Annotated in this window: 19 protein-coding genes; 11 read left to right on the top strand and 8 right to left on the bottom strand. The window is 62.9% G+C overall.

Features of this window, described 5'->3' with window-relative positions; translation table 11 throughout:
- The first annotated feature begins 126 nt into the window (after nucleotides 1-126).
- On the top strand, nucleotides 127-765 hold the full coding sequence (locus F1002_RS01695; protein WP_150427299.1) for a prepilin-type N-terminal cleavage/methylation domain-containing protein: 639 nt from the start codon (nucleotides 127-129) through the stop codon (nucleotides 763-765).
- Between the two features lie 45 nt (nucleotides 766-810).
- Here F1002_RS01695 and F1002_RS01690 read toward each other — a convergent pair whose 3' ends face one another.
- Nucleotides 811-2,769, bottom strand: coding sequence for a monovalent cation:proton antiporter family protein (locus tag F1002_RS01690; protein WP_150427298.1), 1,959 nt, complete (start codon nucleotides 2,767-2,769; stop codon nucleotides 811-813).
- Nucleotides 2,770-2,822: 53 nt separating this feature from the next.
- Between F1002_RS01690 and F1002_RS01685 the strand changes: the two genes are divergently transcribed.
- The 6 genes from F1002_RS01685 (at nucleotide 2,823) to F1002_RS01660 (ending at nucleotide 6,958) form a co-directional block, all read left to right on the top strand.
- Nucleotides 2,823-3,821, top strand: coding sequence for an SIS domain-containing protein (locus F1002_RS01685; protein ID WP_150427297.1), 999 nt, complete (start codon nucleotides 2,823-2,825; stop codon nucleotides 3,819-3,821).
- Nucleotides 3,821-4,345, top strand: coding sequence for an HAD family hydrolase (locus F1002_RS01680; protein WP_150427296.1), 525 nt, complete (start codon nucleotides 3,821-3,823; stop codon nucleotides 4,343-4,345). Before F1002_RS01685 ends, F1002_RS01680 begins: the two co-directional genes overlap by 1 nt.
- The gene (gene lptC, locus F1002_RS01675) at nucleotides 4,345-4,926 is read left to right on the top strand and encodes an LPS export ABC transporter periplasmic protein LptC (RefSeq protein ID WP_150427295.1); all 582 of its coding nucleotides are present in this window, start codon (nucleotides 4,345-4,347) and stop codon (nucleotides 4,924-4,926) included. Before F1002_RS01680 ends, lptC begins: the two co-directional genes overlap by 1 nt.
- Nucleotides 4,923-5,525: a lipopolysaccharide transport periplasmic protein LptA gene (gene lptA / locus F1002_RS01670; RefSeq protein ID WP_150427294.1), complete on the top strand. Its 603-nt coding sequence runs from the start codon at nucleotides 4,923-4,925 to the stop codon at nucleotides 5,523-5,525. The genes lptC and lptA overlap by 4 nt, the downstream gene beginning before the upstream one ends.
- A 230-nt stretch (nucleotides 5,526-5,755) precedes the next feature.
- Nucleotides 5,756-6,310: a phasin family protein gene (locus tag F1002_RS01665; protein WP_150427293.1), complete on the top strand. Its 555-nt coding sequence runs from the start codon at nucleotides 5,756-5,758 to the stop codon at nucleotides 6,308-6,310.
- A 75-nt stretch (nucleotides 6,311-6,385) separates the two neighbouring features.
- Nucleotides 6,386-6,958 (top strand): phasin family protein, encoded by a 573-nt coding sequence (locus F1002_RS01660; protein WP_150427292.1) that lies wholly within the window; start codon nucleotides 6,386-6,388, stop codon nucleotides 6,956-6,958.
- A 74-nt stretch (nucleotides 6,959-7,032) separates the two neighbouring features.
- On the opposite strand, the gene F1002_RS01655 is transcribed toward F1002_RS01660, so the two are convergent.
- Genes F1002_RS01655 through F1002_RS01635 form a run of 5 tightly spaced genes read right to left on the bottom strand, consistent with a single transcriptional unit; the run spans nucleotide 7,033 to nucleotide 13,447 of the window.
- On the bottom strand, nucleotides 7,033-7,518 hold the full coding sequence (locus tag F1002_RS01655) for a YbaK/EbsC family protein (RefSeq protein WP_150427291.1): 486 nt from the start codon (nucleotides 7,516-7,518) through the stop codon (nucleotides 7,033-7,035).
- A complete protein-coding gene (locus F1002_RS01650; RefSeq protein ID WP_150427290.1) occupies nucleotides 7,515-8,279 on the bottom strand; it encodes a molybdopterin-binding protein in 765 nt (254 codons plus the stop codon). Before F1002_RS01650 ends, F1002_RS01655 begins: the two co-directional genes overlap by 4 nt.
- The gene (locus F1002_RS01645) at nucleotides 8,276-9,010 is read right to left on the bottom strand and encodes an EI24 domain-containing protein (RefSeq protein WP_150427289.1); all 735 of its coding nucleotides are present in this window, start codon (nucleotides 9,008-9,010) and stop codon (nucleotides 8,276-8,278) included. Before F1002_RS01645 ends, F1002_RS01650 begins: the two co-directional genes overlap by 4 nt.
- A complete protein-coding gene (gene hrpA, locus F1002_RS01640) occupies nucleotides 9,003-12,950 on the bottom strand; it encodes an ATP-dependent RNA helicase HrpA (RefSeq protein ID WP_223879419.1) in 3,948 nt (1,315 codons plus the stop codon). Before hrpA ends, F1002_RS01645 begins: the two co-directional genes overlap by 8 nt.
- A gap of 29 nt (nucleotides 12,951-12,979) precedes the next feature.
- Complete coding sequence (locus tag F1002_RS01635; RefSeq protein WP_150427288.1) at nucleotides 12,980-13,447, bottom strand: VF530 family DNA-binding protein; 468 nt, start codon at nucleotides 13,445-13,447, stop codon at nucleotides 12,980-12,982.
- A 96-nt stretch (nucleotides 13,448-13,543) separates the two neighbouring features.
- On the opposite strand from F1002_RS01635, the gene F1002_RS01630 reads away from it, so the two are divergent.
- The 3 genes from F1002_RS01630 (at nucleotide 13,544) to F1002_RS01620 (ending at nucleotide 15,142) form a co-directional block, all read left to right on the top strand.
- Nucleotides 13,544-13,813, top strand: a complete 270-nt coding sequence (locus tag F1002_RS01630) for a hypothetical protein (RefSeq protein ID WP_150427287.1) — start codon at nucleotides 13,544-13,546, stop codon at nucleotides 13,811-13,813.
- A gap of 77 nt (nucleotides 13,814-13,890) precedes the next feature.
- Nucleotides 13,891-14,277 (top strand): DUF1294 domain-containing protein, encoded by a 387-nt coding sequence (locus F1002_RS01625; RefSeq protein ID WP_223879418.1) that lies wholly within the window; start codon nucleotides 13,891-13,893, stop codon nucleotides 14,275-14,277.
- 19 nt (nucleotides 14,278-14,296) lie between these two features.
- Nucleotides 14,297-15,142 carry an alpha/beta hydrolase gene (locus tag F1002_RS01620; protein WP_150427285.1) on the top strand — a complete coding sequence of 282 codons (846 nt, stop codon included), beginning with the start codon at nucleotides 14,297-14,299 and terminating at the stop codon, nucleotides 15,140-15,142.
- 13 nt (nucleotides 15,143-15,155) lie between these two features.
- On the opposite strand, the gene F1002_RS01615 is transcribed toward F1002_RS01620, so the two are convergent.
- Together F1002_RS01615 and crcB are read right to left on the bottom strand one after the other, a co-directional pair.
- On the bottom strand, nucleotides 15,156-15,410 hold the full coding sequence (locus tag F1002_RS01615) for a hypothetical protein (RefSeq protein ID WP_150427284.1): 255 nt from the start codon (nucleotides 15,408-15,410) through the stop codon (nucleotides 15,156-15,158).
- A gap of 87 nt (nucleotides 15,411-15,497) precedes the next feature.
- On the bottom strand, nucleotides 15,498-15,905 hold the full coding sequence (gene crcB, locus F1002_RS01610; RefSeq protein WP_150427283.1) for a fluoride efflux transporter CrcB: 408 nt from the start codon (nucleotides 15,903-15,905) through the stop codon (nucleotides 15,498-15,500).
- Between the two features lie 69 nt (nucleotides 15,906-15,974).
- Here crcB and F1002_RS01605 point away from each other — a divergent pair, with 69 nt between their 5' ends.
- Nucleotides 15,975-17,780 (top strand): glutamine--tRNA ligase/YqeY domain fusion protein, encoded by a 1,806-nt coding sequence (locus F1002_RS01605; RefSeq protein WP_150427282.1) that lies wholly within the window; start codon nucleotides 15,975-15,977, stop codon nucleotides 17,778-17,780.
- The last annotated feature ends 1 nt before the right edge of the window (nucleotide 17,781 follow it).

The raw sequence follows: 17,781 nt of genomic DNA, 5'->3' as shown, positions 1-17,781 counted from the left end.
TTTCGACACACCGTCCACTTTTCGACACCCCCAGGCGAGATTCATCCAGCCATTGTCAATTTTAGGCCCAAAGTCATAGGCACATAAATTGCATGACCCGCACAGGAGTTAAATTCGGAGCATGCCATGAAAAACCATCAAAAGGGCTTCACCCTCGTCGAAATCGCCATCGTGCTGGTCATTATTGGCCTGTTGCTGGGCGGTGTGCTGAAGGGCCAGGAGTTGATCAACAGTGCGAAGGTTAAAAACCTCGCCAATGACTTTAGAACCATTCCCGTCTTCATTTACGGTTATCAGGATAAATTCAAACGACTTCCTGGAGATGACCCCAATGCCGATACACGCTTCACCGGAGGCAAGAAAGCCAGCGCCACAGGCCAAGCTACTGGCAACGGCGTAATTGAAGGCACCTGGAACTCCACTGACGTAACCAGCGAGAATGTTCTCTTCTGGCAACATGTACGTTTGGCAGGGCTTGCCCCCGGCTCTACCGACTTTTCAAGTGCAGCTACCGCCAGCCTCCCCTCGAACGCCGAAGGTGGAAGTGTCGGCATTCAAATGAGCGCGCCAATTAGCGGCATGAATGGAACCTATTACATTTGTTCGTCGGGCATCAACAGCAAGCTGGCCCAGCAATTGGATACCACCTTGGACGATGGCGCAGGAGACAAAGGTACCATCCGCGCACAGTCCACTGTCGATTCAACGAAAAGTGGCGAGGCATACGCTGACGGCAAAAGCTATCTTGTCTGTCTTGCCTTCTGATGCTTAGCACCAAGAATTTAGTTAAGCCCGCCTAGGCGGGCTTTTTCATTTCTGCAGCAGGCGCTCCTCAGCCGCGGTAACCGCCTCCGGCAAACCAAGCACGACGACCACATCCCCCTCTTCCAGACGCGTTTCCGGTGCCGGCTCCAGCGCCCGTATCCCCCGGCGGCGAATGGCGCTGACCTCGCAATTCAGGCTATCGAGATCGAGGTCATCCAGCGTCCTGCCGATGGCGGCGGCGCCGGCCGCCAGCAACACCGAGTGCATGCGCGGCTGGTGCTCATCTTCCTCATCGTGGTCGCGGTCGGTGATCCCGCGATAGAAGCCGCGCAGCAGGCTGTAGCGTTGCGAACGGGTCTGCCGGATGCGCTTGAGCACCCGATTGATCGGCACGCCAACCAGAACCAGTGCGTGCGAGGCCAACATAAGACTGGCCTCGAGCGCTTCCGGCACGACCTCGGCGGCCCCCGCACGGGTCAGGCGATCCATATCGCGTTCATCCGCCGTACGCACGATGACCGGCAAATCGTGCCGCAACTCCTGCACGTGGTGCAAAATCTTCTCGGCCAGCGCCGTATCGCTGATGGTGACGATCACCACGCTGGCCCGCATCAGGCCGGCCGCCATCAAGGCCTCCTTGCGTCCCGCGTCGCCATAAACGACGCTCTCGCCACCCGCCGAGGCCTCTCGTACCCGATCGGGATCGAGGTCGAGGGCGACATAATTGATGTCTTCCTGCCCGAGAAAGCGCGCCAGGTATTGGCCGTTACGCCCGAATCCGCATAGGATGGCGTGTTTTTCGGAGCCCATGGACTGGGCGGCGATCCGGGTCAGCTGCATCGAGCGCATCAGCCATTCGCTGGCCACGAAGCGGACGACAATGCGCTCGCTGTACTGGACGACGAACGGCGCGATGAGCATGGACAGCACCAGCGTGGTCAGCGCAACCTGCTGGATTTCCCTGGGCAGACGCATCACTTCGCCCAGCAGCACGAAACCGAATTCGCCACCAGCACACAGCCAGAGCGCTGAACGAATGGCGTTACCGGGCGAAGCGCCGAGCCGCCACGACAGCAGGCCGACGATCAGCGACTTGATGACCAGAAGCGCAACGACGGCAAGCAGCACCTGCCACCACAGCCCGACCAGAATATGCAGATCGAGCTTCACGCCGATGGTGACGAAGAACAGGCCCATCAACACGTCGCGAAAGGGCTTGATGTCCTCTTCCACCTGCAGCTTGTATTCGGTTTCCGAAATCAGCATGCCGGCGACAAACGCCCCCAGCGCCAGCGACAGGCCGGCCAGCTCGGTGAGGGTAGCCAGGCTCAGCGTGATCAGCAGCACGTTGAGCACGAACACCTCCGAGGACTTGGCGCGGGCGACAAAGTGAAACCACTTGCGCATCAAGCGCTGCCCGAACACCAGGATGACCGCCAGCACGACCACCGCTTTCAGCAGGGCGATGCCGAGCAAGACCGCGAGTTTTTCCGGCGGCTGGGTCAGCGACGGGATGATGACCAGCAACGGAACCACCGCCAGATCCTGAAACAGCAGCACCCCCATGATTTCGCGACCGTGCGCGGAATCGAGCTGCATGCGCTCGGCCAGCAGCTTCGTGATGACCGCCGTGGACGACATGGCGAACACCCCGCCGAGCGCAATGCCCAGCTGCCAACTGACGCCGAACAGCATGACCAGCCCGGCGATCAGGGCCATGCTGACGACAACCTGCAGCAAGCCCAGGCCAAACACGATGCGCTTCATGGCATAGAGCTTGGGCAGCGAAAACTCCAGGCCGATCGAGAACATCAGGAAGACGACGCCGAACTCCGCCAGATACTCGGCGCTATGCATCTCGCTCATCAAGTTCAGGGCATGCGGGCCGATCACGCTGCCGACAAACAGGTAGCCGAGCACCGGCGGCAGGTTGAAGCGCCGGAAGATGACCACGGCCAGGACCGAGGCGCCAAGCAGCAACAGGACGAGGGAAAGTGCGCTCAAGGGCCGTTTTCGCGATTCAGGTATACTTCCCACATCTTAACCGCAGCCCTGCCATGAACCCAAGCCTAAACGCTCATCGCTTTTCGCCGGAACGCGCTCTGGAACTCGGTCGCCAGACCCTGAGCATCGAAGCGGCCGCCGTGGAGGCCCTGCAGGGGCGACTCGATGGCGATTTTTCCCGTTCCGTCGAACTGATCCTCAACTGCCACGGTCGCCTGATCGTCAGCGGCATGGGCAAATCAGGACATATCGCACGCAAGATCGCCGCCACCATGGCCAGCACCGGCACCCCGGCTTATTTCGTCCATCCGGCCGAAGCCAGCCACGGCGACCTGGGCATGATCACCCGCGACGACGTGTTGCTGGCGCTCTCCAACTCGGGAGAATCCGGCGAACTGCTGAGCATCCTGCCCGCCCTCAAGCGCCAGGGCGCCCGGATCATCGCCATGACAGGCGTACCGACCTCGACGCTGGCGCGCGAAGCCGACATTCACCTCGATGCCGGCGTCGCACAGGAAGCCTGCCCGCACAACCTCGCCCCGACGGCGAGCACCACCGCCGCACTGGCACTGGGCGATGCGCTGGCGGTCGCCCTGCTCGACGCCCGCGGCTTCGGTCCGGAAGACTTCGCCCGCTCGCACCCCGGCGGCTCACTCGGTCGCCGCCTGCTCACCCACGTTCGCGATGTGATGCGCGCCGACGACCGCGTTCCCGCCGTGGCCCCGACCACCGGCATCACGGAAGCCATCATCGCCATGTCGCGCGGCGGCCTCGGCCTGGTCGCCATCACCGCACCGGACAAGTCCATCCTCGGCATCTTCACCGACGGCGACCTGCGCCGCGCCTTCGAAAAGCGGCTTGACCTGCAACAAGGCGACATCGCCTCGGTCATGCATCCCGATCCGCGCACCATCGGCCCGGACCAGTTGGCCGTCGAAGCCGTCGAAATGATGGAGCGCCTGCGCATCAATGCCTTGCTCGTGGTCGACGGCGACAACCGCCTCATCGGCGCCCTCAACATGCACGATCTCTTCACCGCCAAGGTCATCTGATGGACGCCAAGACCCGCGCCGCCCGTATCAAACTCGTCGCCTTCGACATCGACGGCGTGATGACCGACGGCGGCCTGCACTATTCCGACGACGGTCACGAATTCAAGACCTTCAACGTCCAGGACGGCCTCGGCATCGTGCTGCTCAAGCGCGTCGGCATCGAGGTGGCCATCATCACCGGCCGCAATTCCGGTGTCGTCTCGCACCGTGCCGCCGACCTCGGTGTCTCCCACGTCTTTCAGGGCGTCGGCAACAAACGCGATGTCGCCGCCAAGTTGCTTGAAAAACTCTGCCTCGACTGGTCCGAGCTGGCCTTCATGGGCGACGACCTGATCGATCTGCCGGCCATGGCACATGCCGGGCTCACCATCGCCCCGGCCAACGCCCGTCCCATCGTCAAGGACCGCGTGCACACCATTACCGAGGCTGCCGGCGGGCAGGGCGCGGTACGCGAGGCCATCGAGTTCATCCTCAGCGCCCAGGGCAAGCTCGACGAAGCGTTTGCCCCCTACCTCGAAGCCTGATGAAGCACTGGCCCAGCCAACTCTTCCCGATCATCATCCTGTCCGTGCTGGCCGGGCTGACCTTTTGGCTGCAAGGCGCCATCGACCTTGGCAACGACAAGCATGACGGCAAATTGCGCCACGATCCGGACGGGATCGCTGAAAACTATACCGTCCGCCGCTTCGACGAGACCGGCCAGGTCAAGTATCGGCTGACCGGCCCCTATATGGTCCATTACCCGGATGACGACAGCTCGGAGTTGCAATCGCCGATCCTGATCAGCTATCGCCCGGATGCACCGCAGATCACCGTGACGTCAAAATTTGCCAAAGTCACCTCGAAGGGGGAAGTGGCCTACTTGTGGGACGACGTACGCGTCACCCGCGCCGCCACGCCCGAGCAGCAGGAACTGGTGGCCCGCATGCCGGACCTGACGGTCCAGACCGAAGCCGGCTTCGCCTTCACCAACAGCCCCGTCGAGATTACCCAGGGCCAATCCTGGGTCACCGGCGTCGGCGCCCAGATCGACAACAACAAGTCCACCTTCGTTCTGCAATCGCAGGTCAAGGGACAATACATCCGTCCGAGATCAACGCCATGACCGTTCGCCTTGTCACGCTTACTCTTTGCCTGCTGGCCAGCCTGCCCGCCCTTGCCGAAAAGGCCGACCGCGACAAACCGATGCTGCTGGAGGCCAGCCGCGTGTCGATCGACGATGCCAAGAAAATCCAGATCCTGGAGGGCGATGTCGTCATCACCAAAGGCACCATGGTGCTCAAGGCGGAACGCGTGATCATTACCGAAGACCGCTACGGCTTCCAGAAAGGCACCGCCTTTGCCGGCAAGGGCAACCTGGCACGATTCCGCCAGAAGCGCGAAGGCAAGGACGAATACGTCGAGGGCGAAGCCGAACGGATCGAGTACAACACCAATACCGAGATTGCCGAGCTGTTCCACCGCGCCTGGGTCAAGAGCGGCGAAGACCAGGTAAAGGGCGATTACATCTGGTACGACGCCGTCAACGAAAAATACCTGGTCACTGCCGGCGAGACCCGCGACCCGAGTGCCGCACCGCCACGCGTTCGCGCGGTGATCCAGCCCAAGAACAAGGATACGGAACCGGAACAGCCGGCCGCCCGCGGCGAGCGCTTGCAGCTCAAGGGCTCCGGCGGCCTCTCCGCCACCACCCCGCAACAATAGGCCATCCCGGCGCCCAAGGCAGGCAACAGCAGCACCACACAGGCATTTCACCACCACCCTCAAGCGACTGATTTACATCGATTTATCAACAATTGTGCACTGCACAAAATTGTTGTTGACAAGCGGATAATCATCCCTATAATTAAGTTCATGCTGCAGCGCAACATATAACCGTTGGCAACGCTGCGAAAGTTCGTAGTACGACATGACTTTTCTGAGGAGATAAACCCATGTTCACGACCCCTGAGCAATTCGCTGCCGCCAACAAGGCCACCGTCGATTCCCTGCTGTCCCTGGCCAACACCGCCCTGGCTTCCGCCGAGCGCATCGCTGCCCTGAACCTGAACACCGCCCGTTCGGTCATGGAAGATTCCGTTTCCGGCGCCAAGGCCCTGATGGGTGCCAAGGACGTCCAGGAAGCCCTGTCCATCCAGGCTTCGCTGGCCCAGCCGAACGTCGAGAAGGCCGTTGCCTACTCGCGTAGCGTTTACGAAATCTCCGCCCAGACCCAGGAAGAACTGTCCAAGATGGTCGAAGCCCAGTTCGGCGACTTCCAGAAGACCGTTGCCGGCCTGCTGGACAAGGCTGCCAAGTCCGCTCCGGCCGGTTCCGACGTTGCCGTCGCCGCCGTCAAGAGCGCCATCGCTGCCGCCAACTCCGCTTTCGACAACATGAACAAGGCTGCCAAGCAAGTTGCCGAAATCACCGAAGCCAACGTTGCTGCCGCCACCAACGCCACCGTCAAGGCCGTTGGCGCTACCGCCGCCGCTTCCAAGAAGAAGTAATTGCCTCTTAAACCCCCGCTCCGGCGGGGGTTTGTCGTTTCATCCGCAGCACACATTCAAAAACTGGAGATGATGATGAGCAACCCGAATTTCGAACAACTGACCGCCGCCCAGAAAGCCAACGCCGAAGTCATGATGGCCCTGATGCGCACCGCCTTCAACGGCGTCGAGCGCCTGACCGCACTCAACATGGCGGCTTCCCGCGAATTCTTCAACTCCACGGTTGCCAACACCCAGCAACTGCTTGGCGCCAAGGATGCCAACGCCGTCGCCAAGCTGAACAGCGAACTGGCCCAGCCGAACGTCGACAAGCTGGTCAGCTACTCGCGCAGCGTCTATGACCTGGTTTCCGAAATGCAGAAGGAAATCACCTCGGTCATGGAAGCCCAGTACAGCAGCTTCACGAAGAACGCCGAAACGGCCGTCGAGAAGGCAAAGGCTTCCGCTCCGGTCGGCGGCGATGTGTTTGCAGCCACCATGCAGTCGATGCTCGGTGCCTCGACCAAGGCTTTCGACCAGATGACCTCGATGGCCAAGCAGCTGTCCGACATTGCCGAAGCCAACATCCAGGCTGCCAGCCAGGCTACCGCCATCGCACCGGCCAAGAAGAGCGCCACTGCCGCTGCTGCGAAGAAAGCCGCCAAGTAAGCAAGCGCCCAATCGCCTTGCTTGACGAAGCCCGCGCCTGACGCGGGCTTTTTGTGGCCGGAAGCGCCGTCGAATCAGTCCTGGCGAATATCCGCCCAATCGGCCCCGGTCAATGCCTGCAAGGCTGCCGGTGCCAGCGGGAACACCGAGAACGGCGTTCCCGCCGCCGCCCAGAGCGTCTCGTACTGCAGGAGATCGCGGTCGAGCAGCAGCCGAACCGGCCCGGTATGTCCGAGTGGCGCCACGCCGCCGATCACATAGCCGGTTGCCTCCCTGACGAAATCGGCATCGGCCCGCCCCAGCTTGACGCCCAGGCTAGCCGCTACCTTGGTTTCGCTGACGCGGTTGGCGCCGCTGGCGACGACCACCACCGCACCACCGGCCGTCTTGTTGCGAAAGACGACTGATTTGGCGATTTCCGCCACCGAGCAGCCGATCGCTTCGGCCGCCTCGGCGCTGGTCCGCGTCGGCTGTTCGAATTCGACCACCTGCACCGGCAAACCGGCATCGGCAAGCAAGCCCTGCGTACGCAGGGCTGTCGGGTGCTGTGCCGGCTTCATGGCCGCCAACTCCAGCTGATACCGCGTCGTTCGACCTCGGCTCGAATGTCCGCCATCGCCTTGTCGACCAAGGCCGGAGCACCTTCCACCCCGAGCTCGAGGTGTTTACGCTCCTTGCCGACCAGCGACGGCAGGGAGAAAAGGCGCAGCGTCGGATAGTCGGCGACGATGCGCTCCATCAGGTCGAGCAGCGCGCTCTCATAGGCAGCTGGCCCGGTCAGCAGGTAGGCCTTCTCCACGGTATCCGTTACCGGCTGAAATTCGGCCTTGTAGAAGGTATCGAGTGCCCATTCGATCATCGGGTGCGCCATCTGGGGGAAACCGGGCACAAAGTAGTGCTCCTTGGCCATGAAGCCGGCGATGCGGTTGAACGGGTTGGGAATCATCCGCACCCCGGCCGGAAAGGTAACCAGCAACTTGCGCTGGTCGGTGATCTCCTCGCCGGCGAAGCGGAGCTTCAATTCCTCAAAAGCCTCTGGATGCAGTTCCAGCCCCACACCGAGAGCCGCCGCGACAGCCTGTCGGGTGTGGTCGTCCGGCGTATTGCCGATGCCGCCACAGGAAAAGACGACATCGCCGGACGCCATCGTGCGCTTGAACGTTGCCGCCAGACGCTGGCGGTCATCGCCCAGGTATTCGACCCAGGACAGGCGCAGGCCGCGTGCCCCGAGCAGTTCGGCAATTTTCGCAAAGTGCTTGTCCTGCCGCTTTCCCGACAGGATTTCATCGCCGATGATCACGGCGCCAAAGGTACGGCTCATAGACGTTCCCCCTCGATGGTGACGACCGCGCCGTCGCGCGAACGGCGCAGGGCTTCCAGCCCGTAATGGACGAATGACAGCGCCGCCAGCGCCGGCGCCAGCAGGCCAAGGAGCGGAATGTGCGCCAGCAGCGCCATGGTCAGGCCGAGCATGAACAGCGGTGCCTTGTGCGCCTCCCGCAGGCTCGCCCACTCGCTGTCGGTGGCGTGCATCGACAGCGCGTCGTAGGCGAAGGTGCGACGGTTCAGCCAGCCCATCAGCAACAGCGGAATCAGCAACGAGAAACCGGGAATGAGCCACAGCGGAATGGTTGCCACCCAGGCGACGACGAAGACCAGCGAGGCGCCGACGCTGTTCAGCGCCGCCGCGACAAAGCTGTCACGCCCCATCGCCGCCACGTCGCGATACTCGGTTTGCGACAGATGACGCAGCATCAGCGGCATGATGACAATGGCCGCGAGCAGCGAAGCCACCAGATAGGCCAGGGCGAAGATCGCCATCCAGCCCCCGAGATAGGCGAGAATATGCGCCAGCCAGACCAGCCCCCAGCCCACCAGCAGGGTCATCGGTGGAAATTCCATCATCTGCTGGACCACCCAGCCGAGCGTGCCAACGGCAAGGCCGATGGCGAACAGCAACGAGACGATGGCCGGCGTCAGCACATAGAGCCAAACCTTTCTGCTGCGCAGGTTACCGAAGGTGCGCGCCAGGGCGAGCATCGCATTACCCATGTTTGATTCCTTCCCATTGTTTTTCCAGACGCTTGACCGAGACCGGCACCGGTGTCCGGAGTTCCTGCGCGTAGAGGCCGACACGCAATTCCTCCAGCAGCCAGCGGAACTGCTCGACCTGGGGATCGACCGTCCCCATCTTGGCCAGTTGCAGCGCCCGCCGCTCGTAGTTCGTCCACAACTTGGCGTAGTCGGCCATCGATTGGGCGTCGCGCGCCGGTGCCGCCTTCAGCTTGTCGAGCCGGACACCGATCGCCTTCAGGTAGCGCGGAAAATGCTGCAGACGCTCGAAGGGCGTATCGACGACGAAATGCTTGCCGACCAGCCGCTTCAACTGCGCCTCGATATCAGCCACCACCGCCGCCTGCGCCTTGAAGGCCGGCAGCTTCTTGGTCACCGCCTGCCATTCGGCCAGGATGGTACCGACCAGGCGGCAAACCTCCTGCATGATCAAACCCAGCCGCGCCTTGGCCTCACCGCAGCGCGCCTTGAAGGCTTCCGGCGTGGTTGGTAGCGGCTCGGTCAGGCAGGCGCGCTCGAAGGTCAGGTCGACGATCTGCCGCTTCAGTTCGTCAGTCGTGCCCAGCGCCATGTACTGCATACCCATCTGCGTGATGCCCGGCACGTTCTTGTCGAAGTACTTCACCTGCTCCTTGAACTGCAGCATGAACAGACGGGCCAGACCCTTGCGGTGCGTTTCGGCGGCTTCCTCGGCTGAATCGAAAACCTTCAGGCTGACCGTTTCGCCATCGTCGACCAGCCCGGGATAGCCGATCACGGTCTGTTTGCCGACCGGCACCTCCATCAACTCCGGCAGCTCGCCGAAAGTCCAGTCGGTGAGTTGCGTGTATTCGGATGGCGTTTCGTGCAGCTCGGCGAACTCCTCCTTCGCCTCCTTGCCCCATTCGCCGCGCAGCGCGACCAGGCTGCGGTTCATGTCCAGTTGCCGGCCGTGCTCGTCGATCAGCTTGTAGTTCATCGAAAAGTGCGACGGCAGCGCGTCGGGGCGGAAAGCGTCCGGCGTCACGGCCCAGCCACGGGCGTTGAGGCCACGCGCTTCGAGGATGTAGTCGATCAACGGCGGGATCAGGCCGGCGTTCATCTTGCGGTCGTTGCCTGCCGTCGCGGCGATGAATTCCTCGACGAATTCCGGCACCGGCACCAGCTTGGCGCGGATTTTCTGCGGCAGCGTCTTGATCAGCTGCACCAGCTTTTCCTTGAGCAACCCCGGCACCAACCATTCCATGCGCAGCGCCGGAATCTGGTTCAACTGCGCCAGCGGCAGGGTCAGCGTCACGCCGTCCTTCGGAGAGCCCGGCTCGAAATGGTAGCTCAGCGCGTAATCGACGCCGCCGACCTTGAGGTGATGCGGGAAAGCCTCGGTCGTCACGCCGGCCGCCGAGTGGCGCATCAGGTCGTCCTTGGCCAGGAAGAGCAGCTTGGGGTTTTCCTGCTCGGCCGTCTTGCGCCAGTGGTCGAAGGTGGCGCCGTTGTGGATGCCTTCGGGAATCAGGTGGTCGTAGAAGGCATAGATCAGCTCGTCGTCGACCAACACGTCCTGGCGGCGCTGCTTGTGCTCGATCTTCTCGATGTCGCGAATCTGCTTCTGGTTGTGCTGGAAGAAAGGCCAGCGCTTGGCGAAACTCTCGTCGATTTCCTCGGCGACCAGCCCCTGGCGGATGAAAATCTCGCGCGCCTCGGCCGGCGCCAGCGGGCCGTAGTGGATGCGCCGCTTGGGGTTGATCACGATGCCATAGAGCGTCGTCCGCTCCCAGCCGGCGACCTGCATGGCCTTCTTTTCCCAGTGCGGGTCGAAGTACTGGCGCTTGATAAGGTGAGCGCCCACTTTCTCGATCCAGCCATCTTCTATGCGGGCGACGCAGCGACCGAACAGGCGCGTCGTCTCGGTGATCTCAGCCGCTATGATCCACTTGCCGGCCTTTTTCTGCAGCGGCGACGAGGGGTGGATCAAATAGCGGATACCACGGGCACCGAGGTAGTAGCCGGACTCGTCCGACTTGCAGCCGATGTTGCCGAGCAGGCCCGACAGCAAGGCCATGTGGATGGCATCGTAAGTACCCGGGATGTCGTTTTCCTTCCAGCCCAGCTCGGTGACCATGGCGTGCAACTGGCCATGCACCTCACGCCATTCGCGCAAGCGCAGGTAGGACAGGAAATGGGCATGACAGGTGTCGACCAGCGACTTGTTCGATTTCTTGTGGTCGACGGCGTTCTTGAACCAGGCCCACAGTTTCACCCAACTGAGGAATTCCGACTTTTCGTCGGCAAACAGCTTGTGCTTTTCGTCCGCAGCCTGCTGACGCTCCTGCGGCCGTTCGCGCGGGTCCTGCGTCGACAGGCCGGCGGCGATGATCAGCACCTCGGTCAGGCAGCCGAGGTCGCGGGCGGCGACCAGCATGCGCCCGATACGCGGATCGAGCGGCAACCTGGCCAGCGCCTCGCCGACCTTGGTCAGGCGATTCTCGTCGTCCAGCCCACCCAATTCCTGCAACAGCGCGTAGCCGTCGCTGATCGCCTTGTTGGGCGGCGGCTCGATGAACGGGAAAGTCTCGACGTCGGTCAGGCGCAGCGACTTCATGCGCAGGATGACCCCGGCCAGCGAGGAACGCAGGATTTCCGGATCGGTAAACGGTGCCCGGGCGTTGAAATCCGCCTCGTCGTAGAGCCGCACGCAGACACCGGCCGCTACCCGGCCGCAACGGCCGGCGCGCTGGCGTGCCGCCGCCTGCGAAATCTTCTCAACCTGCAACTGCTCGACCTTGTTGCGGTACGAATAACGCTTGACCCGGGCCAGCCCGGTATCGATGACGTAGCGGATGCCGGGAACGGTCAGCGAGGTTTCGGCGACGTTGGTCGCCAAGACGATGCGCCGCTGGTTGCCCGAAGGCTTGAAGATGCGGTCCTGCTCGCCGGCCGAGAGACGGGAGAACAGCGGCAGGATTTCCGGCGCATGCGCCGTACTGAGTCCAGGCCGGGCCAGCGCGTGCTTGCGCAAGGCTTCCGCCGCCTCGCGGATTTCCCGCTCACCGGGCAGGAAGACAAGGATGTCGCCCGCCCCCAGCCGGGAAACCTCATCGGCCGCATCGACGATGGCGTCGTACAGGTCGCGCTCGTCGTCCTGCTTGTCGAGATCGTCGACCGGGCGATAGCGCACCTCGACCGGATACAGACGGCCGGACACTTCGATAACCGGTGCGCCGTTGAAATGCTGCGAGAAACGCTCGGCATCGATCGTCGCCGAGGTGATGATCAGCTTCAGGTCCGGCCGCTTCGGCAGCAGTTGCTTCAGATAGCCGAGAAGGAAGTCGATGTTCAGGCTGCGCTCGTGCGCCTCGTCGATGATGATCGCCTCGTAGGCGTTCAAATAGGGATCGCTCTGCGACTCGGCCAATAGGATGCCGTCGGTCATCAGCTTGACCCAGCTCTCCGGCGTTGTCTTGTCGTGAAAACGAATCTTGACGCCAACCCCAGCGCCGACCTGGGTTTTCAGCTCCTGTGCCAGTCGGGTCGCCACCGAACGGGCGGCCAGACGGCGCGGCTGGGTATGGCCGATCAGGCCGCGCGCGCCGATACCGAGGTCGAGGCAGATCTTCGGCAGCTGCGTCGTCTTCCCCGAGCCGGTTTCACCGCAGACGATCACCACCTGGTTTTGGGCAATCAACTCGGCAATATCGGCCCGCCGCTCATTGACCGGCAGCTCTGCCTGGAACTCAGGTTTCGGCAGCCGGGTGCGGCGTGCTTCGACGCCGGCCTGCGAGGCTCCCAGCAAGGCTGCCAGATCGTCCTGCAGCTTCTGCTGCTTTTCCCCGGCAGAACGCGACAACTCACGCCGGACAGCCAGCAGGCGCCTGGCGTCAGCCGTCAGAAAGGTGCGGGAAAGCTCATCGTGCGCAGCGCGCTTGCGGGAGGGAGTAGCCATGGGGCCGCATTATATTCGCCCGGCCGCCGCTATTTTCTCCACTTGGCCCAAGGGTCGGCATCAGGAGCCTCCGCCACACGCTCGACACGCTTGCCAGAAGCGGTACGCGGGGCCGCTGCGCGGTCATGCTGGGCCGCCTTCTTGGCGCGCTTCTCGCGCAGCCGCTCCGCGTCTTCCAGGCTCAATTCAGCCGGCCGGCCCGGCTTCTGGTCCGGCGGCACGACACGGTCGCGCGGCGGCAGCTCAAATTGCTCGGCGGACGCTCGCGGCAAGCCCTTGAACTGATACAAATAAAAGGCCTCGACCTTCTCCCGCGCCCAATCGGTTTTTTTCAGGAATTTCACGGCGGATTCAACGCTCGGGTTATTCGCAAAACAATTGATGTTCAAGTAGGCGTAGAGAATCTTGAATCCATAGTGCTGGGCTACCTCAGTCACCAGTTGTTTCAGGCTGACGCCGTGCAGTGGATTGTTTTGGTAGTCGAGATCGTGTGTCATGTCTTTTCCAGGCGGTTACGCATTCGTTCAGTCAGACGCGGAAAGCAAGGAAACGGCCACCGCGCCCTTCCCCGAGTCTGCCAGATAAGGGGCGGCATGCTACCTGTTTTTGTTACACACGGCAGTCGATATACTGCCCGCTACCTATCCACCCCTATCAATCTGCATCGAATGCGAAGCGGTGAGTTCCGTCAGAACATTGAACGCCATCTCGCTCTCAGAAAGCGCCTGGGGGTTGATGCTCGTCATTTCATCATGTGCATTGCCGGACTGAGCGATGACAACGCCAGGGCATTCACCGCCATGTACGACCTGACCTTTGTCAGCGAGCGTGAATTGGCCAATCACCTGATCCGCTTGTTTTAGCTGCCCCGCCCCGCATGCGCCACCAAGGACGAATCACCCAATCGACTGATGCGCGGGGACGCGGCAGAAACGGGCGTGTGACATCCCAAAGTCTGAACTGGTGGCCGATGGGGGCATGCAGCCTGTTTTTCGCCATCCTGACGCTCGCCGCGCTGACCGGCAAGCTGCCGTGGCCCATGATCTGGCTTTATGCCGCCGCCAGTCTCGTCACCTTCGTCACCTACAGGATCGACAAGTCTGCGGCGCGCCAAGGCAGCCGACGTACGCCGGAAAGCACGCTGCACCTGCTTGCCCTGATGGGCGGCTGGCCGGGCGCCTTGATTGCCCAACAGCATCTGCGCCACAAATCCGCGAAGACTTCGTTCCAGCTGGTCTTCGGGGCCACGGTGCTGCTCAACTGCGGTGCACTCGGCCTGCTTTCGACACAAGCCGGAGCCCTGCGCTCGATGCTGTCCTCCGTCTGACACAAGGCGAGAAATCTCCATGCCGCTACCCCGCCTGATCGTCGCCCTCCTGCTGTTCGGACAATGCGCCGCGACCGCAGCCGGAACGCCGCCGACGCTGGCCGACATCCCCTACGGCCCGGCACCGGAGCAGCTTTTCGATCTCTATGCACCGCCGCAGAGCAAGACAGCACCGCTGATCCTGATGGTGCATGGCGGCGCCTGGCGCCTCGGCGACAAGGAAATGGGCCGTGTTGTGGACAACAAGGTGGCGCGCTGGGTGCCGCGCGGCATCGCCTTCGCCAGCATCAACTACCGCATGCAACCCAAGGCGCCCCCTCTCGAACAGGCCAGGGATGTCGCCAAGGCACTGGCTGCCATCCAGCAGGATGCGGAAAAACTCGGCATCGACCGCAACAATATCGTGCTGATGGGACATTCGGCCGGGGCACACCTGATCGCCCTGCTTGCCGCCCGCCCGGACCTGCAGGACGAAGCCGGGGTACGTCCCTGGCGCGGCACGGTGCTGCTCGACAGCGGCGCCCTCGACGTGCCGGCCGTCATGGAGGGTCGGCACCCGCGGCTCTACGACCGCGCCTTCGGCAGCGCTCCGGCTGACTGGCTGGCCGCCTCGCCCCACCAGCAGTTGCACCAGGCCACCGCCCCGCTGCTGACCGTCTGCTCCAGCCGCCGGGCAAATGCCTGCCCGCAGGCGGAAGCGTTTGTCGCCAAGGCACGAGGCCTCGGCACATCGGCCGAGCTGCTGCGCATGGACAAGACACACGCCGAGATCAACGCCCAACTAGGCGAAGACACAGGCTATACGACCGAAGTGGAGCGCCATCTGGGCAACTGGTCGGCCGCCTTCGGCAAACGCCTGCGCTAGCAGGCGCTACGGCTTATTTCTTGCCGGCGCCCATCCACTGGGCGTTCTTGCCATCCGAGGTCTTTTCGCAGACCACGACAACGCCGGAAATGCTGGCCTTGCTGCCGACATCTTCAAACTTGCCGGCATCGCCGTTCCAGCATTGCGGCGCCTTCGGAGCCGGTGCGGCAGCGGCCGGGGCAAGCGGCTTGTCGGCTGGTGCCGGGGCTTGGGTGGCACAGCCGGTCAGGCCGAGGGCAATGGCAGAGGTTGCCAGAAAAGCACGCATGGAATTCTCCCGCTTCGGTTTAGTGAGGCGCGTATTTTTCCGGTTTTGTATTGCAGGTTCGTGACAGGCCAGCCTTGCCCTGCCGGTTCAAGCCCAGATGCGGGTAGCACCGACCGTCAGCAGGCCCAGCCAGGTCGCCGTCAGGGAGCCGGCCAGATGCACCATGGCCAGGCCGATAGCCCAGGCCGGCTGGCCGGCGAGCAAACGCTCGACGACTTCGGCCGAAAAGGTCGAGAAGGTGGTCAGGCCACCGAGAAAACCGGTGATCGCGAACAGCTTCCAGGCCGCCGGGAAATGCGTATTGAGGTGAAAGACGCCGACCGCAACACCAACCAGGTAGCCGCCGAGCAAATTTGCCGCCAGCGTACCGAGCGGCAGGGCGATGAACAGCGGATTGAGGGCCAAACCGAGCAACCAGCGACTCCAGGCACCGAGCGCGGCACCGGCGCCGACGGCGAGGAAGTTGAGCGCGGAGAGCTGGGGCAGGAAGGACATGCCCGAATTCTACTGTCTGAAGCGCCCCAGGCGGTTAAAATAACGCGCTTAATCAAAGAGGTTCAACCCGTGAGCAGCCCCAACCAGCCCGCCAGCACCCCGACACCTGTCGCCAATTTCATCAGAAACATCGTCGAGGCCGACCTCGCCGCCGGCAAGCACGCCCAGCGCCACTGGGCCGGCCGGCCCGGCACCGCCGCCGACCATGCCGCCGCACCGCTCGATCCGGCGAAAATCCGCACCCGCTTCCCGCCCGAGCCGAATGGTTACCTGCATTTCGGCCACGCCAAGTCCATCCTGCTCAACTTCGGGCTCGCCCAGGCCTACGGCGGCCGCTGCCACCTGCGCTTCGACGACACCAACCCGGAGAAGGAAGAGCAGGAATATGTCGACGCCATCGTCGATTCGGTCAAATGGCTCGGCTGCTCGTGGGAACAGGCCGGCGAAACCAACCTCTACCAGGCCTCGAACTACTTCGACTGGATGGCCCAATTTGCCGAATACCTGATCGGTGCCGGCCACGCCTACGTCGACAGCCAGTCGGCCGACGAAATGCGCGCCAACCGCGGCACCCTGACCCAGCCGGGCAAGGATTCGCCCTTCCGCGGCCGCAGCGTCGCCGAGAACATGGACCTTTTCAAGCGCATGCAGGCGGGCGAATTCCCGGACGGCGCCCACATCCTGCGCGCCAAGATCGACATGGCCTCGCCCAACATCAACCTGCGCGACCCGGCCATCTACCGCATTCGCCACGCCACCCACCACAATACCGGCGACAAGTGGTGCGTCTATCCGATGTACACCTTCGCCCACCCTATCGAAGACGCGCTGGAAAACATCACGCACTCGATCTGCACGCTGGAATTCGAGGATCAGCGCCCGTTCTACGACTGGCTGCTCGAACGCCTGGCCGAAGGCGGCCTGCTGCAACGCCCGCTGCCGCAGCAGATCGAATTCTCACGCCTCAACCTGACCTACGTCGTCCTCTCCAAACGGAAGCTCATCCAGCTGGTCGAGGAAAAGCACGTCGAAGGCTGGGACGATCCGCGCATGCCGACCCTGGTCGGCGCCCGCCGCCGCGGTTACTCGGCCGAAGGCTTCAAGCTGTTCATGGACCGCATTGGCGTCACCAAGAACGATTCGTTGATCGACTACGTGCTGTTCGAGGACGCCATGCGCGAGGTCATGAACGAATCCGACCAGCGCCGCGTCGCCGTGCTCGATCCGCTCAAGCTGATCATCGACAACTACCCGGAAGGCCAGTTCGAGGATTGCACGGTCACCAACCACCCGCTGCATCCGGAACTCGGCACGCGCATCATGCCCTTCGGCCGCGAGCTGTGGATCGAGGGCGAGGACTTCCAGGAGGTTCCGGAAAAGGGCTTCCGCCGACTTTTCCCGGGCAACAAGGCACGCCTGAAGTACGGCTACATCGTCGAATGCACCGGCTGCGACAAGGACGAGAACGGCAAGGTCGTCGCCGTGCATTGCACTTACCTGCCCGATACCAAGTCCGGCACGCCGGGCGCCGACAGCGTCAAGGTCAAGGGCAACCTGCACTGGGTATCGGTCGCCCATGCCTACCCGGCCGAAGTTCGCCTCTACGACCGCCTGTTCAGCGTCGCCGCCCCCGGCGCACGCCGCGAGGGCGATGCACCGGAGCTGGAGCGCAACTTCCTCGACGATCTCAATCCGGCTTCGAAGACCATCATCACCGCCCAACTGGAGCCCAGCCTGAAGGAGGCCTTGCCCGAGCAGCGCTTCCAGTTCGAGCGCCACGGCTACTTCGCCGCCGACCGCGTCGATTCGCGGCCCGGCGCCCCGATCTTCAACCGGGCCGTGACGCTCAAGGACTCGTGGGGCAAGGTGGACTGAA

This window comes from Dechloromonas sp. CZR5, from assembly GCF_008711155.1.
Lineage (GTDB): Bacteria > Pseudomonadota > Gammaproteobacteria > Burkholderiales > Rhodocyclaceae > Azonexus.
The sequence above is the reverse complement of the archived record's forward strand: the minus strand, read 5'-3'. Positions and strand labels throughout refer to the sequence as shown.

Excerpts from the sequence above, each read along its gene's own strand:
- lptC (WP_150427295.1), top strand. The coding sequence starts at position 4,345 with ATGAAGCACTGGCCCAGCCAACTCTTCCCGATCATCATCCTGTCCGTG.
- F1002_RS01645 (WP_150427289.1), bottom strand. The coding sequence starts at position 9,010 with ATGGGTAATGCGATGCTCGCCCTGGCGCGCACCTTCGGTAACCTGCGC.
- F1002_RS01695 (WP_150427299.1), top strand. The coding sequence starts at position 127 with ATGAAAAACCATCAAAAGGGCTTCACCCTCGTCGAAATCGCCATCGTG.
- F1002_RS01685 (WP_150427297.1), top strand. The coding sequence starts at position 2,823 with ATGAACCCAAGCCTAAACGCTCATCGCTTTTCGCCGGAACGCGCTCTG.
- F1002_RS01635 (WP_150427288.1), bottom strand. The coding sequence starts at position 13,447 with ATGACACACGATCTCGACTACCAAAACAATCCACTGCACGGCGTCAGC.
- F1002_RS01630 (WP_150427287.1), top strand. The coding sequence starts at position 13,544 with ATGCTACCTGTTTTTGTTACACACGGCAGTCGATATACTGCCCGCTAC.
- F1002_RS01665 (WP_150427293.1), top strand. The coding sequence starts at position 5,756 with ATGTTCACGACCCCTGAGCAATTCGCTGCCGCCAACAAGGCCACCGTC.
- F1002_RS01650 (WP_150427290.1), bottom strand. The coding sequence starts at position 8,279 with ATGAGCCGTACCTTTGGCGCCGTGATCATCGGCGATGAAATCCTGTCG.
- F1002_RS01680 (WP_150427296.1), top strand. The coding sequence starts at position 3,821 with ATGGACGCCAAGACCCGCGCCGCCCGTATCAAACTCGTCGCCTTCGAC.
- F1002_RS01615 (WP_150427284.1), bottom strand. The coding sequence starts at position 15,410 with ATGCGTGCTTTTCTGGCAACCTCTGCCATTGCCCTCGGCCTGACCGGC.
- F1002_RS01655 (WP_150427291.1), bottom strand. The coding sequence starts at position 7,518 with ATGAAGCCGGCACAGCACCCGACAGCCCTGCGTACGCAGGGCTTGCTT.
- crcB (WP_150427283.1), bottom strand. The coding sequence starts at position 15,905 with ATGTCCTTCCTGCCCCAGCTCTCCGCGCTCAACTTCCTCGCCGTCGGC.
- lptA (WP_150427294.1), top strand. The coding sequence starts at position 4,923 with ATGACCGTTCGCCTTGTCACGCTTACTCTTTGCCTGCTGGCCAGCCTG.
- hrpA (WP_223879419.1), bottom strand. The coding sequence starts at position 12,950 with ATGGCTACTCCCTCCCGCAAGCGCGCTGCGCACGATGAGCTTTCCCGC.
- F1002_RS01660 (WP_150427292.1), top strand. The coding sequence starts at position 6,386 with ATGAGCAACCCGAATTTCGAACAACTGACCGCCGCCCAGAAAGCCAAC.
- F1002_RS01620 (WP_150427285.1), top strand. The coding sequence starts at position 14,297 with ATGCCGCTACCCCGCCTGATCGTCGCCCTCCTGCTGTTCGGACAATGC.